Source organism: Lysinibacillus sphaericus OT4b.31, from assembly GCF_000392615.1.
GTDB classification, from domain to species: domain Bacteria; phylum Bacillota; class Bacilli; order Bacillales_A; family Planococcaceae; genus Lysinibacillus; species Lysinibacillus sphaericus_B.
In genome coordinates, this window is record NZ_KB933398.1 from 2,669,719 (window position 1) to 2,686,757 (window position 17,039).

The 17,039-nt window shown below is 35.8% G+C and carries 19 protein-coding genes, 2 pseudogenes and 1 riboswitch; of the genes and pseudogenes, 6 read left to right on the forward strand and 15 right to left on the reverse strand.

Annotation, left to right across the window (positions count from 1 at the left end; genetic code table 11):
* Positions 1-152: 152 nt before the first annotated feature.
* The 10 genes from H131_RS12255 to H131_RS12285 form a co-directional block, all read right to left on the reverse strand.
* Entirely contained in the window at positions 153-1,238 is a 1,086-nt protein-coding gene (locus H131_RS12255) for a hypothetical protein (protein ID WP_010859460.1), read from the reverse strand.
* 29 nt (positions 1,239-1,267) lie between these two features.
* Positions 1,268-1,948, reverse strand: coding sequence for an ankyrin repeat domain-containing protein (locus tag H131_RS12260; RefSeq protein ID WP_010859461.1), 681 nt, complete (start codon positions 1,946-1,948; stop codon positions 1,268-1,270).
* Positions 1,949-2,175: 227 nt separating this feature from the next.
* Positions 2,176-3,537 (reverse strand): PepSY-associated TM helix domain-containing protein, encoded by a 1,362-nt coding sequence (locus H131_RS12265; protein WP_010859463.1) that lies wholly within the window; start codon positions 3,535-3,537, stop codon positions 2,176-2,178.
* A 263-nt stretch (positions 3,538-3,800) separates the two neighbouring features.
* The gene (locus H131_RS12270) at positions 3,801-3,983 is read right to left on the reverse strand and encodes a hypothetical protein (RefSeq protein WP_010859464.1); all 183 of its coding nucleotides are present in this window, start codon (positions 3,981-3,983) and stop codon (positions 3,801-3,803) included.
* A 214-nt stretch (positions 3,984-4,197) separates the two neighbouring features.
* Positions 4,198-4,387: riboswitch (cobalamin riboswitch) on the reverse strand.
* Positions 4,388-4,552: 165 nt separating this feature from the next.
* On the reverse strand, positions 4,553-4,714 hold the full coding sequence (locus H131_RS24460; RefSeq protein ID WP_155242427.1) for a hypothetical protein: 162 nt from the start codon (positions 4,712-4,714) through the stop codon (positions 4,553-4,555).
* A gap of 32 nt (positions 4,715-4,746) precedes the next feature.
* Positions 4,747-4,953 carry a hypothetical protein gene (locus H131_RS12275; protein ID WP_010859465.1) on the reverse strand — a complete coding sequence of 69 codons (207 nt, stop codon included), beginning with the start codon at positions 4,951-4,953 and terminating at the stop codon, positions 4,747-4,749.
* A 173-nt stretch (positions 4,954-5,126) separates the two neighbouring features.
* Positions 5,127-5,291 (reverse strand): hypothetical protein, encoded by a 165-nt coding sequence (locus H131_RS24465; RefSeq protein WP_155242428.1) that lies wholly within the window; start codon positions 5,289-5,291, stop codon positions 5,127-5,129.
* Positions 5,292-5,327: 36 nt separating this feature from the next.
* Entirely contained in the window at positions 5,328-5,501 is a 174-nt protein-coding gene (locus H131_RS24470; RefSeq protein ID WP_196228889.1) for a hypothetical protein, read from the reverse strand.
* 319 nt (positions 5,502-5,820) lie between these two features.
* Positions 5,821-6,477 (reverse strand): M15 family metallopeptidase, encoded by a 657-nt coding sequence (locus tag H131_RS23145; RefSeq protein WP_080647730.1) that lies wholly within the window; start codon positions 6,475-6,477, stop codon positions 5,821-5,823.
* A gap of 26 nt (positions 6,478-6,503) precedes the next feature.
* Positions 6,504-6,815, reverse strand: a complete 312-nt coding sequence (locus H131_RS12285; RefSeq protein WP_010859467.1) for a hypothetical protein — start codon at positions 6,813-6,815, stop codon at positions 6,504-6,506.
* 95 nt (positions 6,816-6,910) lie between these two features.
* Between H131_RS12285 and H131_RS12290 the strand changes: the two genes are divergently transcribed.
* Positions 6,911-7,240, forward strand: coding sequence for a helix-turn-helix domain-containing protein (locus tag H131_RS12290; RefSeq protein ID WP_010859468.1), 330 nt, complete (start codon positions 6,911-6,913; stop codon positions 7,238-7,240).
* 310 nt (positions 7,241-7,550) lie between these two features.
* Here the strand turns inward: H131_RS12290 and H131_RS24480 are convergent, their stop codons facing one another.
* On the reverse strand, positions 7,551-7,715 hold the full coding sequence (locus H131_RS24480) for a hypothetical protein (protein WP_155242431.1): 165 nt from the start codon (positions 7,713-7,715) through the stop codon (positions 7,551-7,553).
* A 223-nt stretch (positions 7,716-7,938) separates the two neighbouring features.
* Here H131_RS24480 and H131_RS12295 point away from each other — a divergent pair.
* The 3 genes and pseudogenes from H131_RS12295 to H131_RS12300 form a co-directional block, all read left to right on the forward strand.
* Positions 7,939-8,856 (forward strand): annotated as a pseudogene (locus tag H131_RS12295) (beta-propeller fold lactonase family protein); the annotation flags it as partial.
* Positions 8,857-9,431: 575 nt separating this feature from the next.
* Positions 9,432-9,512, forward strand: a pseudogene (locus H131_RS26145) (YjcZ family sporulation protein); the annotation flags it as partial.
* Between the two features lie 366 nt (positions 9,513-9,878).
* Complete coding sequence (locus tag H131_RS12300) at positions 9,879-10,382, forward strand: DinB family protein (protein WP_010859471.1); 504 nt, start codon at positions 9,879-9,881, stop codon at positions 10,380-10,382.
* Positions 10,383-11,046: 664 nt separating this feature from the next.
* Here H131_RS12300 and H131_RS12305 read toward each other — a convergent pair.
* The gene (locus tag H131_RS12305; protein WP_010859472.1) at positions 11,047-11,283 is read right to left on the reverse strand and encodes a hypothetical protein; all 237 of its coding nucleotides are present in this window, start codon (positions 11,281-11,283) and stop codon (positions 11,047-11,049) included.
* Positions 11,284-11,799: 516 nt separating this feature from the next.
* Positions 11,800-11,940: a DUF3953 domain-containing protein gene (locus H131_RS25955; RefSeq protein ID WP_329600449.1), complete on the reverse strand. Its 141-nt coding sequence runs from the start codon at positions 11,938-11,940 to the stop codon at positions 11,800-11,802.
* Positions 11,941-12,358: 418 nt separating this feature from the next.
* Between H131_RS25955 and H131_RS12315 the strand changes: the two genes are divergently transcribed.
* Positions 12,359-12,700: a DUF7668 domain-containing protein gene (locus H131_RS12315; protein ID WP_010859474.1), complete on the forward strand. Its 342-nt coding sequence runs from the start codon at positions 12,359-12,361 to the stop codon at positions 12,698-12,700.
* 525 nt (positions 12,701-13,225) lie between these two features.
* On the opposite strand, the gene H131_RS12320 is transcribed toward H131_RS12315, so the two are convergent.
* Complete coding sequence (locus H131_RS12320) at positions 13,226-14,890, reverse strand: helix-turn-helix domain-containing protein (protein ID WP_010859475.1); 1,665 nt, start codon at positions 14,888-14,890, stop codon at positions 13,226-13,228.
* 152 nt (positions 14,891-15,042) lie between these two features.
* Complete coding sequence (locus H131_RS12325) at positions 15,043-16,008, reverse strand: ABC transporter substrate-binding protein (RefSeq protein ID WP_010859476.1); 966 nt, start codon at positions 16,006-16,008, stop codon at positions 15,043-15,045.
* A 668-nt stretch (positions 16,009-16,676) separates the two neighbouring features.
* Between H131_RS12325 and H131_RS12330 the strand changes: the two genes are divergently transcribed.
* Positions 16,677-16,877 carry a hypothetical protein gene (locus H131_RS12330; RefSeq protein WP_010859477.1) on the forward strand — a complete coding sequence of 67 codons (201 nt, stop codon included), beginning with the start codon at positions 16,677-16,679 and terminating at the stop codon, positions 16,875-16,877.
* Positions 16,878-17,039 lie beyond the last annotated feature (162 nt).

Genomic DNA, 17,039 nt, shown 5'->3' on the forward strand with positions numbered 1-17,039 from the left:
GCGGAAAGCGAAGCGGATTTTTACTATATAGGAAGACGGACGTTATCTTTTGAAGGACTTTTAGACAGTTCCTACCTCCAGTTGTTCACTAGCGTCTAACAATGGCGACAGTCAATTTTATTGATGCTGGCTTTTCAATAGCATCTGTCGTTTTACTTTGCTTTTAACGTTAAATTAGCTGCAGTAGCCCAGTTGTTGAGTGGTTCTACTCGATAGGTACCGCCAGATTTTAATGTACCTTCTTTTACATCAAAAATACCGACAGCACCTTTTCGTGAAGAATAGCGATATTTCGCTTGGATTTTTTTACCATCTTCACCTTGTAATTCTACACTGCGCCCAGCAAATAACTCCATCCCTGGATCTTTATCTAACGTAACTTGGAATGATTTATCATCTATTGGTTCCACCGCTTTAATTGTCAATGGCGCGATTTCTGTGGCAGTAAAAGTTGGGTTCGCCACTGTTGCCCAATCAGACGTCACGGTATATTGCACACCTGGTCTTAATGTCCGTCCTTCAGGTAAGCGGAATTTTGGTGCTTGTCTACCATCAGCAGCTTGTGTGAACAAAACGTAACTCGCTTGCATTTCTTCTCCATCGTCTGCCGTCAATGTCACCACACGGTCACGTAACGAGGAAATTACTTGATATTGCTTGCCACTTTCATCTTTATTTTCATCGTTTACTTGGAATGATTGATCGCCTCTCGCCTCTCTATAGGCTTCAATAATGTTGGCATAATCGGTTACACCTTGTTCTTTAAATGACTCGATTTCAAACGTATCATTTGTGACCTGTTTTGTTTGACTGACATTAATTTTTTCATCGCTGCCCTCAAAAATCTGTGCTTCTCCACCTTTGTAACTTAACGTATATGTCGTGTCAGATTGTTGGACTGTCACGGGGACAATATACGTGCTTTGTGAACCGATTTTTAACCGAGGCACATTGACAATACTCAAATTATGATTGAATGTATAATCTTTTTTGATAGCATCTAAATTTTCTACTTTCACAGCTTCTTCTGTTAGTGCTTCAGAAAATGTTACTTGTAATGTCATAGCATTTAGTGCTTGTATTTGCATAATTTGCGCAACCTCTTTTGCTTGTTGTGATGTTTCCTGTTCCTGTTGCGCTTGCTTTGGTTCCGCTTGCTTATTTAGAAAGTTACATCCTGTTAACATTAGCGTTGCGCCTAAAAGGATTGGTGTCATCATTTTTAGCTTTTTGTTCATTTGTACGACTCCCTTTTCTCATCAATTTTTTATTTTGCTCCAGCTTGCAATAAAATTTGTACGATTTCATGGAAACCCTTCGCTTTCGCATGTTGTAATGGCGAAATATTTTTGTTATCCGCTATATTGACATTTGCTCCATGAGCTATTAACAACTGAACTACCTGCTGCTGTCTTTGATTGCCATCATTCAAAATAATTGCTTCGATTAGTGCTGTCCATCCAAGGTTATTGACGTGGTTTACATCTACTGCTGTAGTTGTTAGTAATTCTTGCACAACGTCTAGATAACCATGTTCAGAGGCGGGTATTAAAGCCGTCCCACCATAGCGATTTGTGATGGAAGAATCTGCACCAGCTGTTATCGTAAGGTTCAAAATTTCAAGATAGCCCTCTGCACCGGCATAGAGGAATGGACTATTTTGCCTATCGTCCTGTATGTTGTCATCTGCACCGGCCTCAATTAGCATTCTTGCCATCTCGACATCATTGTTATACGTTGCAATCATGACGGCCGTTCGTTTGTTCGCGTCTTGCACATTAATATCTATATCTTCACTGAGTAAATCTTGTATTTTACTTCGCTCACCTTGCGCCGCTGCTTGAAGCAGCTGTTCATTCAATTCAACGCTCACTATTTCACTACCCTTTTGTTGTTTTAATAGTTGTACATCTTTATTTGACAAACATTCTTTAAGCAAAAGTGCCATGCCTAAGATATGTACGAAAAACACATGGTGTAATGGCTGATGATGAGATTTGGTTGCGCTTTAAAGGTGAGCATTTAACCCATCGTGATGTGTGCTTGCGCAAGGAAACCTATTACCCTGAAGATTTGGTGGACGATCAACTCGATAACAAGATTTACCTCTAACATAAATAAAGCGATACTGTCATCCCTCTTCAAGGATTACAGCATCGCTCATTTTTTTAGTTTTCATTCTTTACTTGATAACCGTTTGTTTGAAATAATTTTGACGATCCATTCTATCAATACGACTGCGATTAAAGAAAGTCCAAATAACGGCATGAGTAGACCTAATACAATCATGAAGGCGATAAAAGGTATTGAAACCTTCTGAGATATTTGAGGTGGTGCAGACAGAAAGCCATTTTTCTTGCGAAGCAACCAAGTGCGGAATCCCCAAAAAATAACGGCTAAAAATGCAACACAGACAATTAAATTTAACAATTTATTTGGCCAGCCAAATAAATGTCCTTCATGTAAGGGAATTCCCCATGTAAACCATTTAGCTAAAATGCCATAATCCTCATAACCAACCTTGGCCATAAATTCACCGCTATATTGATCGAAATACATAGTAGTTTCGTCATTCGGGCTAACATCCAGGCCAGTTACGCCCGTGTTGCTCGATTTCGCAACTGTATATACGCCCGTTTCACTTGGAGGATAAATAATCGAATATGGTTTTGCAATGTCCATTGCTTCTATCTGTTGTTGAAGACTTTCTACAGCCAATTGATTTGGATTGGTTACATTACTCTTTGCCGCTCCCATTCCATGATGTCCAGCATGACCAGCGTCAGATGAAGGAGCCTCCTGTTGGCGAGTCGCCCAAGGAATTTCACTCATATCCGAAGTAGGTGGTTGCTGTTGCAATAACGGCGTGCCGAATGAAGGGTTTTCTTGTGATGCATTATAAATCATATTGCCCATCAGCGCAGACCATGGTAGACCCGTGAAAATAATGACAATCATCGGAATGGTAACGATCGTACCAATAAGGGCATGCCATCTTCTATTTTTTTGTCGTGTGTTAGGCTGTTTCGCCTTCTTCAAAACTTTTCCTTTAAAGGTCATATAGAGACCTGAAAGTAGTAAAAAGATGGCCCAACACGCCGCTAATTCTACCAGATAATTGACAACGGTTCCCCCTATGAATAAGGAACTGTGCAAGCTTCTGAGGATATTCCCGAAAGTGTATTGTGCATCTTGATGACCAACAATTTGATTATTGTTATCTAAAAATAAATAGCGCTGTTCGCCTTCTGCATTTGTCATCGTTAAACGTGTATTATAAGGTTCTTCTAATACAATAATTTTATCGGTTTTGAAGCCTGCAAACGCCGCTTCCGCTTCTTTAATTCCTTCATCAATCGATAATACTTCTGTTTTTTTACTATCTCCAAAGAAATAGTCATCATATAATTGATCTTCTACATCTGTATAGAATAAATACCCGATACCACTTAGTGTCAAAGTCAAAAGAAGTGGTGTCATAAATAATGCAGCATAAAAGTGCATTCGCCAAAAACTGGAATAAAGCCTATTTTTCATTCAAATTCTCCAATCTATTATAATAAGAGCAGATTTATTATATATTGAAAAAGTGAAATATGAATGAAGTCCTAGTAAATATTTAATGAAGTTATATTTTTACAGTAAACTCTCTTAATTCAATCTTTCTTTAGTGACTTTCATAATTTACTTTGGATAAACATTTCCAAGTGTAATGACAACGTATTTCAATTTTATAAAATCTCCTAAAAAAGCTACTTAATGCCCCGTGAAATGGAATGCGTTAAGTAGCTTACTTCATTTTATCCGATTACTTCTTTTCTTACATTGCTATAGGCTGCATGTATGTCTAAATGGTGTGCTTCATCTTGCCCTACAAACTGTTCAGCAAGTTCTTTCAATGTTTTTCTAGCACCATCAAACTGCTTTTGCATGATTTCATTTTTAAAGAGACTTTCATAGTACTCGATTACCTGTGGATTCATGTGTAACACTCCTTCAATTTTAGCATAAAAAAACATCTTTCCATCATTAGAAAGATGTCTACTATGACAAATACACGACATAATACGCCGAATGCCATGATGGAAAAAGCTTTCTATTCGTCATAGAAGCTACCCTTTTGACAATCGTCGTACTATGAGCATGCAGAAGAATTTCTCTAGTCACACTCAACACCCCCTATCCTCGTAGGTTTTTTGGTTGTACTAGATAAAGGCAGGTCTCCTGGCTTATGTTCATCGCACCTTTCACCTTCCCATTACTTTGCGTAACAGTGGTCTGCTGAAATGTGCTCCCATTTACAGTTGCGGGACAGCGTCGGATTTACACCGACTTCCCTATTAAACAAATCGAAAATCAGATTTGTACCTCTATCTTATTATTCCGTTTTTATTATTATACCATAAAGGTTTGTGTACAAAGACACTATCTTAATAGAATACTAATATCTATTGTAATGGAGTCAATTTTCAAAGTCAATTCAGTACCATGTTATAACTTTTTCATTATTTTTTTACAAATAAAAAAGAAGCTATTCATTAAGAATAACCTCTCATTTTATTAAATCCTTTAATAATCTAGCAGCTAAATCAATATTTAAATCATTAAATTTAAGATACGTATGATCACCTTTTACTACTTTTACAACTTTAGTATCTGGAGGTTCGTCTTTTAATACTAATTGAACAAATTCCTCTTCAGTCATTTTTGCCATAATAATTCTCCTTTCTTCATATTAATCTCTACTTACATGTATTTCACTAAAAACCTAGCCAAAACATCTAAATTTGGTTCTCCAATTGTATAGTAGATTGTTCCTTGTTCAGTTAACTTCGCTCGAAGCACTTGTCCACTTTCTTCTGCACTTTTTAATTGTGATTCGTAGAACTCTTTTTCAGTACCAGTTAACTCTCTTTCAATATCTGTATTATGAATCTTTATAGTTATACTCATTCATTCATCCATCCTTTTTAATAGATTTAAAAATATCTAATCTATACTATTTATGAGAAAACGAATTAAAGAATGACAACTGAGAATTTATATTATTTTTATGGGCGTGTGAAAAGTGGTCTATCTACTGAATTACCATTACAAACAAAAAAAGAGCATGCCCAAAGTACACCCTAGTCACTTTCTTCTCTTTCAATCTCTTCACTCATTATTCTCCTCATTATTTTAGTTACTACTTTTCTACATCTCAGTATAGCCTCTTCGCTAGGCTCATTTGTGGCAGTAACCGTACAGTCATACTTCCCTATTTTTAATTTAGTAGTTTTACCATTACTCATGAACTGTATCTTCCTCTCAATTTGATTTATCTTACTTCAGCATTCAAGATTCTCTGCTTTCTTCTCTCTCGATCTTTTCCTAAGGTAATTTTTCATTACTTCATTTACTATTTTTCTACATTTTAAAATCGCTTCTTCACTTGGTTCATTAAGCGCCCTTCCTACTAATGTGTATTTTCCGATTTTCATAATAGTTTCTTTCCCCACCATACATTTTCCTTTCTATTTACTGAACCCTATTCCTTATTTATTCTCTTCATAATCTCTGTTAGTTTTTTACGGAAGTTCATAATTGCCTCTTCGCTAGGCTCATTAACTCCTATCACAGTGCAATTATATTTTCCAACTTTTATCTTTATAGTTTTACCACTCATCCATCCATCCTTTCTTTATATCTAATTTCCCTGCTACTATTCTTATATGCTAGATTTCATGTAATATTCTTACAACAAATTTACTAATGTAACAGATGAATAAATTAAGTAAAAAAATAAGAGGTGAGACAAAAATATCCCACCCTATGTATCGATTACTTTACTATGTATTTATCATGGTATCGTTTAAGCATCGTAGCCATTTGTTGGCGACTTAACGCACCAGTAGGATTCATACTCTTACCGTCACCTTTAATGATTCCTTGAGCAATTGCCCAATCCCATGACTCCATATGTGTTTCATCAACTACAGTATCAGTTTTAATATTTGCTTTATTTTTCAACTGTTCTTCCAATTCTTTAATCTTTGCAGACAGTTCATTATACTGCGACATAGTTAATTCTCCTTTATCTACTTTTATTTTTCCAAAAATATCTGTACCATAACCTTTATGCTCATATTGCAAGTGAGGAGAATCCCATCCCCAATCATGACCACTTACAAATCCAATTGACTTCGCATAATTAATTACCTTCATACCATTAGCAGTTTTATAAGCATTCCAGAGTGTATTTCCTTTTGAATCAACTAACACCCAATCTAATGCCTGTCCTACTAAATGATATGATTTCATTGTTTGAGACTTACCATTGGCTACATTTTGCTTCTGTTGTGCAACCGTTCGAATCGTTTCATAAATCAATAGTTGAATTTGATTATTAATACAATAGTTGTACCATTTGTAAGCAGCTACTTTTGTATGGTCTGCTAACTTATCTAAATTGGTACGATTACGAGTGTCATAAATCATTTTAAATGCCAATTATCTCACCATCCTTAAGGTGTTTTTTCTTCAATCTTCTCAACACGTTTCTCTAATGATTGTAATGAGTCATTGATTCCTTCTAAACTTTTAGCAGTACGTTCCTGCGACTCATTACTACGTTCTAAATGCTCCATAAGCTTATCTTCACGTTGCTGTGCTTTAGTTTCATTTGCATCATATAACGTAATAATTTTAGTCTCATTTTGTTCATTCTTCTGATACACTTTTTTAAGGATAAATCCGCCTAGTAAAATACATAAAACAGCCCATCCAAATTGTGATTCTAAAATTTGATTGATCAAGTTAAAATCTAATGTTTCCAATTTAGCACCTACTTTCTGACAAAATAAAAAGCACGCCTCAAATGATCTGCCCCGTAAAAGTTAGACACCAATCTAACTTTTACGGGGGTTTTTTTATGGCAAAGGTAAGTGTTGAACAACGTATTCAAGCAGTTCAACGATACTTAAATGGAGATGAATCCATGAGTGGAATTGCGAAAGATATCGGAGTGACAGATCGAGTTGTCAGTGATTGGATTCGCCGTTATCAAAAAAATGGTGTAGAGGCTTTCTTAAAATCCTATACAAAATATTCAGCTGACTATAAAATGAATGTACTTAATTATATGAACGAGACAGGTACATCTTCGATTGACACAGCTGCACTATTTAAAATTTCATCAACTTTTTGTTGTGTTTCAGCATCCAAATTTGTGTATTTTTCTACATTCACTGTTTCTTTTTGAACCGTAGCAGCATAGGTTGGAATAGTTGTACCTCCAATTATCCCTAATGATAAAGCTCCTGTCATAGCATAAGTTGCAATCTTACTTTTTCTTTTCATTCTTATTCACTCCTTGAATTAGTGTAAACGAGGTTTTTTCCTCTAGCTTAGATTTTTACTAAGCTGTATCTACAATTTATCAGCGAAATGTGTCAGCTAGATGTCAAAAGGACAGCAATTTTAAAAAATTGTATAAGAACTTTTTCAATTGAGTCAATTCCACCAAAGCCCTTCTACGTAAAAAACGAATAATCTCCGTAATCTTGTTTGTTTTAAATAGTTCGTTTAACAACCGAAATCAGTAATCCTAACGCTTCACCATCTGTCATGCAATCCACTTTATCACCATGATCCACCTTTAAAATTCTGCGTTTATGTGTCTCTTTTAACAATCCCTTTAAATCTTGTTTAGCTGTTGATGTTAGTGTATTTGGCACTTGTGGTTCCTCCCAGTGGAGGAGTATTTGGTTTAGGTAAACGTACAAGAAGCCTAATTCTTTACACATAAAGTATCAATATATGACAGAAAGGAAGTCCATTGTGGAGAAAGAACATAAATCTTTTAAAAAGTTCAAGTTTAAATCAAATCCAAGTTGCCATTGTCATTGTTGTTGTTTTTGTTGTCCTTGTCGTTGTCCTATGCCACCATTTTTACCTTTACCACCAAGTTGTAACTATCTCGTATATATTACAGACGCTGGTCAGCTAGCAACTCCTGATAATAGAGTATCAGTGATTGATACAGCGACAAATACTATAGTCGCTACCATTCCAGTAGGGTCTGCTCCTCTAGAAGTAGCGATTACACCAAATGGAGCATTTGGTTACGTTCCTGCTTTCTTCTCGAATAATGTAACGGTTTTTAGTACTGAAACAAACACGCCAATCGCTACCATTCCGGTAGGAGTTAATCCCCTTGGTGTAGCCATTTCACCAAATGGAACACTTGCTTATGTATCCAATCATGGATCTAACACTGTATCTGTCATAAATACAGCTACTAATACCGTAACAGCTACTATTCCAGTAGGGCTCCAACCTCAAGGCATAGCTTTTACTCCGAATGGTGCGTTTGCTTACGTTGCAAACGAAAATTCAGGTACAGTATCAGTCATAAATACAGCTACTAATACCGTGGTTGCTACAATCCTTGTGGGAATTCGCCCAAGATCAATCGTTTTCATACCGAGCGGACAATTTGCTTACGTTACAAACGAAAATAGTAACACCGTATCTGTCATTAATGCAGCAACTAATACAGTAGTAGATACAATCCCTGTAGGAACAGGACCTGTAGGAAACTCCATTACACCTGACGGAACACTTATTTACATTGTAAATAAAGGTAGTAATACTGTATCTGTTATCAATACAGCAACTAATACGGTGATTGCTACCATCCCAGTAGGATTATCTCCTGACCAAGTAACTATCTTGTCTGATGGAACATTTGCATATGTCACAAATCAAGCTGACAATACTGTGTCTGTCATAAAAATAGCAACCAATATGGTCGTTGCTACAATCCCAGGATTTAACGGTCCTACTGGTATAAAAACCGGGACAATCTGCCAATAAAAGATTAACTTTTTATATAAACGAGTTGATTTCATAATCCTGTGTCCTTGGAGCTTGGAGGTTTCAAACAAAAAAACACTGGCCCCTCCCCAGATTCGGTATGCAAGATCTACAAAGTTAGCAAGTGATATTTTGAAATGTATAAAAAATTAAATTTGTTTATGGAACCTTTTATAAACATATTGTTCAAAACTCAAAGGGTTCGAACCCATTCTAGGCTGTATCGTGTGAAGACGCTGCGGCTTTTTTTATTAGATTGATCTATAGGCAAATCACTATGCATTATCTTCGTCTAAGGCATATTTATATTGTGTAAAGGCATTTAATTTTCGCCTATCTCCGCAGAGGACCAGCAGTGACCTTTTTTTATTGTCCCACAAAATACGTAACAGGATTTTCAATTCTTCAAAAGAAAATATTGATTAGATAAAAACCTCCTCTCCTTTCTACAACTAACATATTATAGATTGTAGAAAGGAGGGATTTTTATGGGATACTCAGGAAATGTAGGTAATGTAGGTAATTACAACAACAATTGTTATTACGGAGGCTATGACAGCGGCAGTAGCTATGGCGGTTCATCATTCGTTCTAATCGTTGTCCTATTCATTCTTCTAATTATTGTCGGCGCATCTTTCATGCATAAGCCATATTAACATTTCCAATTTTCTAAGTGTAACGAGTTGAATAGAAGGTTAGCGCCTTCATTATTGGCAACTATCAATAATCTCCATAACCCCTTCTGCAAACTATCATAATAGTAGTGTAATGCTAATCTAGCAGCTTTATACACTCCTGTTATGACCAAAGGGTCGCCCCCAGCCTGGTGACCCTTTTTTTATTGTTTTTTATTCATATTATTCAGTAAAATAGCAGTTACTGAAGTAATGTTCATGGATAGTAAAGTGAACCCTTTAGAAAAATTTAACTGTTTTTCAAAATTATAACCTTATTCCGCTTAACGGAGCGTATACTTAAATTATAGATGCATAGAAAGAAAACTAATTTTTAGGAGGATTTTTATGTTCCAGACCTTAGATCATTTTTTGAAATCTTGGGAGTTTGAAGCTGATGCTACACAGAATCTACTCAATAATTTAACTGATGAATCACTTAAACAGGAAATAACATCACAAAATTGGACTTTAGGACGCATTGCTTGGCATACCGTTTCTGCTATACGAATTATTACTTCAAATACAAACTTGAAGTTTGAAGCACCAACTAAAGATTATCCCGTTCCTTGTTCGGCTCAATTTATTGCAGACAGCTATCACCAAGCTAGTAATGCATTTGTACAGGCATTAAAAACCCAATGGACTGACCATACAATGAGTGAGTGTATTGAATTTATCGGTCAACAAATGCCTAATGGTTCACTATTAATGTTTTTGATTCAACATCAAAGCCACCACAGAGGACAAATGACCGTTCTTATGCGACAGGCAGGATTAGTTGTTCCAGGCATTTATGGTCCTTCAAAAGAAGAATGGGCAAAGTTTGGTATGGAAGCACCACAAATGTAGTTCAACAAAACAAACAAAAGATTAAACTTTTTAAGACTTCATGTGTATCCAATAGTTATTGAATCTATTTTGATTGAACTTATTTCAAAGTAGATTCTTTTTGTTTCTTCTTCTAAAATTGATTTGCTGAGTGATAATTATCCCATGCATATTACCATTCTTCCTTGTGAATATTTGGTTCACAATTTTTTTACTAAACAATATCTTGCAAAAATTCACTTGTTCCACCTGAGCAAATTACTAATCTGCTCCAGTTCTTTCCCAATACTTCTTTGCCACTTATACGTCTTGCACCCTCTGCATTTTTAGTAGGATCATAAGTTCTTCGTTTCGGACAACCTTTGCAACTGAGATAGAAAATGTGGTCCTGCTGATTCACTAAACTTGTCCAACGCTTTCTAATTTCCTTACGTACTATATTCAAGCATTATTTTTTCAGCAGCAGTATAACGAGCGCCACCATTCATTTTTGCTGTAGCACATTTCAACATGAAGTTATTAAAGATTGCGAGTACCTTCCCCACCACCACAATGAAAATCGTTGCATTTAAAAGGAGTGGCTTGAATCACTTATACTAATCTAGTAAAGATGGTTATTTATATCTCGTTACAGCCCCTACGCTTACCTTTTTTCTTCACATAATAATTTGCAGTAAATATGCTTTTAACCAATCGCTATAAAGTGTTCGTCAGGTGCGTTTTCTATATCAATAGTTCTCCATAAATGCGGGTAGAACCATTCTACTCCTCTTTCAGTATCTCCACTTGCTAATTCGATACAACGAAACGTTTTGGTTTCTCTATCAAATGCAATTTCACCATCCAACTCATCACTTTCACGGCTATATCTGTAAACAATTTGCTTGTCATCATCAATAATTTTTTTTAGTTTCCACCACATAATCGTCACCCCATACCGTAAATAAGTAATAAATTCCAATAAAATACATATCACCCAATTTTGTGCTATTTCAAATTCTTTTCCATTATTTACTTCATTACAACTTCGGGTACATACTCATACTTGTTATCATATATGTATTTAATATCTGAAATAAATTTATCTCCCAGTTTGCCTGATGTCGATACTTTTCAATGAAATCACAGTATCAAATCAAGTAATATTTGATATGTATCTTCTAAATGAAAAACATGGTCTGTCGCTGAATTAGATGGATGAACTTTCCTAGTGAAAGTATTGCTTTTTAACAAAAATTCTACAAAATCATCAACAATGACCACTTCACCTAATTTGATTGACGATGAGTTCGACTCTTCAGAAGTTTCTTCTGTTACTTTTACTTGTTCTACTGCTTTATCGACTTCTATTGATTCATCCCGAGTTGTTTCTTCACTTGTATGTTCAGAATCATCTTTTGAGAAATGTAAAAATTCAACATGATAACCACTCCTTTATTTAGAGCAATACGAAACTTTGAATTGATACAAATACTGAAAATAAAAATACAACGATTAGTAGCCATCCATAAACATTTCTCTCTCTCTGAAATTCTCTAATTCCTAAAATCAACATAAATAATCCTAAAAAGAATATCATTAAAAAATTCAGCTGATAATCCCGTGTGATAAGTCCGTAAGCTGAGAGTGATATTACTATGATGGAAAAAACAATTTGTAAAATTTTCAGCAAAACTTTCCTCTCCTCTTTTAAATTATTCTTATTTTATTATACAACAAAACAGAAAGTATGGATATAAATCCCAATTTATAGCTCTGAAATTATTTAGATACCTAATATGGGACGCTTTTCGGTCATCGGTCGGTCTTTTCCTAATAGTTAGGATTTTGTAAATTCCAAGCGAGAAATCTTTATCTGTCCGACCTCCAATTCAGTTTACATCTCGTACTTCCCTATCACCTAATATTGAAAGTATGGCAACTATAGTAATGTATAGATTATTAATGATAATATGAGATTAGTTAAGTATTTCATAGTTTAGAAGGCAATTATTATAATGACATTAGAAGAAAAAATAGTGCAATTAACTAAAGAAACACTCGTTGATCTAGTAAACCTTCGTTACGAAAAACTTAAAGAAGAGAATAAAATTAACGATGAAACTGAGAAGTTTTTAAAAGACGTTATACTAATGCAAGGAACACTTACTTTGCCACCTAGTGATGAAGAAATGGACATAGATGTATACGAATACAATGATAACAGTGGCTTTTGTGCAGAAGTAAGGTATCTATGGTTTGATGATGAAGAAATCCCGATAATACTTTTTTGCGAAGCTAAAACAAATGCTGAAAAAAATGAGGTAACTGAATTTTATATTGAAACAATTGATGCATAAGTAAAAGGGGGCAATCAGGCTCTCTACCTGTTACCCTATCATGTTCTCTACGATACTGTCCTTGATGTTTTAATGTGTGTATGACTTAAAACCCATATTTTGTACCTTATTCATCGCTTAGATCGCCCGTCAAGCATCTAGTGATCGCCTACACTTCCTACAACCTTTGATAATATAGCCTCGATACCGTATTGAGTTGTCTTTGCCCAACTGCTCGTATTTCTTTAAGCGTTAATCACCCAGTGTTAGTCCGTAATCATTGCGTCTAGTTGTTTTGTGTAAATGTTAATACTAGCCCTTGTTTGCCCATTAGGTTTGATCTCCTAAGTTGCGGTATAATTGTTAACAGATAATAAAGTTGTTTAATTTTGACCATTAAAATGCAATAACCACCTATCGCCTAAATTTGATAGGTGGTTTTAAAATCGTTTTAAAATCTATTTAATATTCTATAGCTCGAATTTATACAGATAATAAAGTCATTTAATTTATAAATAAGTACCTTTTTTGATGCTACACCCCTAATCACATAGTTTTCTTCTTAAAAATATACGGTAGCACCTCTAACAACCGTTCACGTGTGATGGGATCTTCATAATTCCATGTAGCATCCATAAAATGAATCTTACCGGGAGTTAACTCGACTATAGCCGCGATTTGTGGACAGTGAGCAACTGTTTGCAATTCTTTGCGAGAAGCCAAGATGAAATTGCGTTCTCCAGCATAGTGTTTCATTTGATGCTGCTGAATTTCTATCCATGCTTGCCCTTGCTCGATTAGGTGCATCACTTGGGCAGATGGACGAAAGCCAAGTGATTCATACAAGGAGGCAGCCAATCCGTTTTGGCCCATAATATAAAATTTTGTACCTAGCTTAAGATAAACAGTAGCCGTCTCCCCAGCAATATAAGCATCTGCTAATTGTCTACGTACCAGTCTTACTTTGTCCTCATATGTAGTAATCCACTTCTCCGCCGCTTTACTACGTTCAAATAGTTTAGCGATATACCGTAATCGTTCAAATAGTCTAAACTTATTGTCCAACACAACAGTAGGAGCAATCGCATCTAGTACTTGTAAATCTTGTGCATGATGATGATAGCTAAGCAACACTAACTCAGGCTGCAGCTGTGCTATTTTATCGGGATCTGCCCAATGTCCAATATTTTGAATATTTTGTAACTTATTGTAATAAATTACATTATCTTTCATAGAGATGGCCGCTCCTATAGGAGATATGCCTAGAACTAGTAATTCTCCAAGTGTATATTTGCCATCAGTCACAATACGCGTTGCATTTCTAGGAACAAGAACTTTTCTACCAAGTGAATCGATAACTGTTCTTTGCTGAGTATGTAGATGGATATTGGCATATTCACGCGGAGTGTTTCCAGTTAATTTACGAAAGCATCGGCTGAAATAGTATTCATCCTTGAACCCAATTTGTCGAGATATTTTGCTCAATGGCTCAGTGGAATTGCAAAGTAGTTTCTTTGCGTGCTTGATACGTAAATGGACCAAATAATCAGTTGGCTTTTGACCAGTCAATGTTTTAAACTGTTGACTATATTGCCATCTGACCATTCCAGCCATGTTAGCTAGTTGTTCTACTGTCAAGTCTTCATCATAATGCTTTTCCATATAATGTACAGTATGTTGTATCATTTTTATCTTTTCTTCGTTCTGCAAATGGGCAGCTTGCTCATCTAACTGGACCATCATACTTAGAATAAACTGAAGTCTACTTTGCATCATTGCCATTTCTGATGCGGACAGAGAGGAACGGAACGGATTCCTCATCTCTGCTTCATTTCCTAATATTTGCTTGACTCGAGAAAATAACAGACTATAGGGATAACCACAAAGCAAGGGTGGATGAGCAACCGGATTCATATTCATTCCTTCTACTTCAAAGGTTTCAAAGGTAAAGCGCACAAGCTCTCCCTCGCCGTTGCTTGATTCCACCGTGTAGCGTTGTACTGGTAAAACTAGAATGCAGCTCCCTTGTCGCAGATCGATTGCAATTTTATCTATGTACAGCCGTATGCCAGGACTAAGTGCTATCAATAATGTGCATAAATTTGTTTCATTGTTATTTATTCCCTCATTATGGCTAATCGCTGAGATCGTCTGGTCAACTTGAAACCTATCACAGTGTTGTAGCCTAATATACAAGGATGCTAGATTCATAAGCAACTCCCCAACTATTGAAAGTGATTATCATTGTCATTAATATAACATATAATGACCCGCTTTCAACTATAGCTCAGCTTTATTAGTTCGAGTATGTGCTATTTTAGAAAACTAACGGTTTAAAGAACTGAGTGGGCAGATACAATTTCTTACGGCCGTTGCATCCATTGTGGCAGCTCTTTAAACAATTGCTCCAAAGCTAACAAGCCATCTGTATTCCATTCAGCAGAAGCAACGTAAACATTTCCCTTTTGGACTGCAGGCAGAGTTCCCCATAGCGGGCTTCTTTGTAGCAGTTGGTCAGATTCTGTTTTACTTTCATCATTATCTTGTACAAGTACAAACAAATGATCACCAGCAAACTCTGGAATCACCTCCTCTGAAACCTCAACGAAAGATACCCCTTTTTGATCAATAATATTTTTCTGTACTGCTGGCGGGATGGCAAAGCCGTTCTCTCCATAAATAATGGCACCAAGTGAACGATTACCCATAACATAAAGCGTTTTACCTAACTGGTAGAAAACTGTTGCTGACTCCCCTTCTGCTAATTGAAGCTTATCAAACATTTCTTGCGACTGTGTTTCAAACTTAGCAATCAATTGAGCTGCCTCTTTCTGTTGGCCAAAGATATTTCCCATTTCCTTTATACGTTCTGCATAAGGAAGAGCTGGGTTGAAGGGGATAGTAGGAGCAATTTTCGACAATGCCTCATTTTGCTCTGCATCAGCATTGTAATAACTATTAATAATCAGATCCGGTTTTAAAGTTAGAATCATCTCTAAGTCACCTGGATGTCCAACATCAACTATTCCTTCCGTTTTGCCTTCATAGTAACTATGATTAGCATGGATAAGATTACTACCAACGATTGGAATATCCATCACCAAGAAATCGCCAAGCGTCGGACCAATATAAACGACCCGTTTGGGATGTGCAGGTATTTTAACTTGTTCACCTTTAATCGTTGTATACTGTATTGTTTTCTCGCTTTCCTCTTTCTGTTCATCAGACACGTTGCTATTAACATTAGAAGTACTGCATGCTGATAATATCACCAACAGGAGAAAGCTCCCTGCCCATAGTATAATTTGCTTTCCACGATGTTTCTTCACACTTGTTGCCCCTTTCCTTCTTGCCTTTAATTGAAAATGATTATCATTTACGGCATTATTATAGCTTGTGCGAAAAGAGGAAACAATGGAAAAAACGCAACGATTTATTTGGATAAATGTCAATGGCATCAATAGAAAAAGTTTCAGTTTGTCCAGTATTAAAATATTTAACAGCTATCGATGTCATTCTAGGTGTCTTCCATCTTTAATGTCATAGAAACTCTCACATGAAAAGTGAATAATTCACAAATTAGATGCGTTATCTATTAAATTTTGAATTTAATTTAATTCTTTTCTTCTTTTAGTAAGTCTCTGTTTAGCATTCGCCATCATTTCCTCCCAAACAAAAAACATCCGTTCGCTTATTTCATTTATAAGCAAACAGATGCAAATTACACATATATTTAAACAACTATTTTATTTTTAAACAACTTTATTATCTCTTAACAATAACACTGTTACTGACTAACCGTAAAAGGTCATGAGCCAATTCTAGGCTGTAGCGTTTGATCACGCTGCAGCTTCTTTTTGATGTATAAATTAACAAATTGTGTACAGAATAATTATTGCCATGAGATTTTCTCCACTGATTTGAGGCCGCAGCCACTTCCCTCGTTGCGGCTTTTTTTATGTTACAATTCACATAAAATACATATTGAGGTGATTTTATGGAGAATGATAAATTAATTTGTAAGGCTTGTGGTAACGATTCCTTTGCAACTGGTCAAATTGGCAGTATAACTAGTGAAGGTAACGTTAGACCTATAGGTTCTATAATTGCTGCTGGGTCCCCACTTATTTTAACATTTTGCAAAAAATGTGGTGAAGCAGCTTCAACCAAAGTAGCCAAACCCGAAAAATTCAAATAATCCCGTAGTTTTGTTTAGGGTCACTTTTAACCGAGTGACCCTTTAGATTGACGCCAAAAGGTATTCGGAACGTGATTATGCCGAATACCTTTTGAAATGTTATCAGAAATAGTAGTGACAAATAACCGCTATTAACGACAGTAGTTCGCTACGAGCAACTAT

What these genes read in the sequence shown, in the direction of transcription:
- H131_RS12320 (WP_010859475.1), bottom strand. Translation starts at nt 14,890, where the DNA reads ATGAATCTAGCATCCTTGTATATTAGGCTACAACACTGTGATAGGTTT.
- H131_RS24460 (WP_155242427.1), bottom strand. Translation starts at nt 4,714, where the DNA reads ATGGCAAAAATGACTGAAGAGGAATTTGTTCAATTAGTATTAAAAGAC.
- H131_RS12300 (WP_010859471.1), top strand. Translation starts at nt 9,879, where the DNA reads ATGTTCCAGACCTTAGATCATTTTTTGAAATCTTGGGAGTTTGAAGCT.
- H131_RS12315 (WP_010859474.1), top strand. Translation starts at nt 12,359, where the DNA reads ATGACATTAGAAGAAAAAATAGTGCAATTAACTAAAGAAACACTCGTT.
- H131_RS12260 (WP_010859461.1), bottom strand. Translation starts at nt 1,948, where the DNA reads ATGGCACTTTTGCTTAAAGAATGTTTGTCAAATAAAGATGTACAACTA.
- H131_RS12290 (WP_010859468.1), top strand. Translation starts at nt 6,911, where the DNA reads ATGGCAAAGGTAAGTGTTGAACAACGTATTCAAGCAGTTCAACGATAC.
- H131_RS23145 (WP_080647730.1), bottom strand. Translation starts at nt 6,477, where the DNA reads ATGATTTATGACACTCGTAATCGTACCAATTTAGATAAGTTAGCAGAC.
- H131_RS12275 (WP_010859465.1), bottom strand. Translation starts at nt 4,953, where the DNA reads ATGAGTATAACTATAAAGATTCATAATACAGATATTGAAAGAGAGTTA.
- H131_RS24465 (WP_155242428.1), bottom strand. Translation starts at nt 5,291, where the DNA reads ATGAGTAATGGTAAAACTACTAAATTAAAAATAGGGAAGTATGACTGT.
- H131_RS12270 (WP_010859464.1), bottom strand. Translation starts at nt 3,983, where the DNA reads ATGAATCCACAGGTAATCGAGTACTATGAAAGTCTCTTTAAAAATGAA.
- H131_RS24470 (WP_196228889.1), bottom strand. Translation starts at nt 5,501, where the DNA reads ATGGTGGGGAAAGAAACTATTATGAAAATCGGAAAATACACATTAGTA.
- H131_RS12330 (WP_010859477.1), top strand. Translation starts at nt 16,677, where the DNA reads ATGGAGAATGATAAATTAATTTGTAAGGCTTGTGGTAACGATTCCTTT.
- H131_RS12305 (WP_010859472.1), bottom strand. Translation starts at nt 11,283, where the DNA reads ATGTGGTGGAAACTAAAAAAAATTATTGATGATGACAAGCAAATTGTT.
- H131_RS12265 (WP_010859463.1), bottom strand. Translation starts at nt 3,537, where the DNA reads ATGAAAAATAGGCTTTATTCCAGTTTTTGGCGAATGCACTTTTATGCT.
- H131_RS12255 (WP_010859460.1), bottom strand. Translation starts at nt 1,238, where the DNA reads ATGAACAAAAAGCTAAAAATGATGACACCAATCCTTTTAGGCGCAACG.
- H131_RS25955 (WP_329600449.1), bottom strand. Translation starts at nt 11,940, where the DNA reads ATGATATTCTTTTTAGGATTATTTATGTTGATTTTAGGAATTAGAGAA.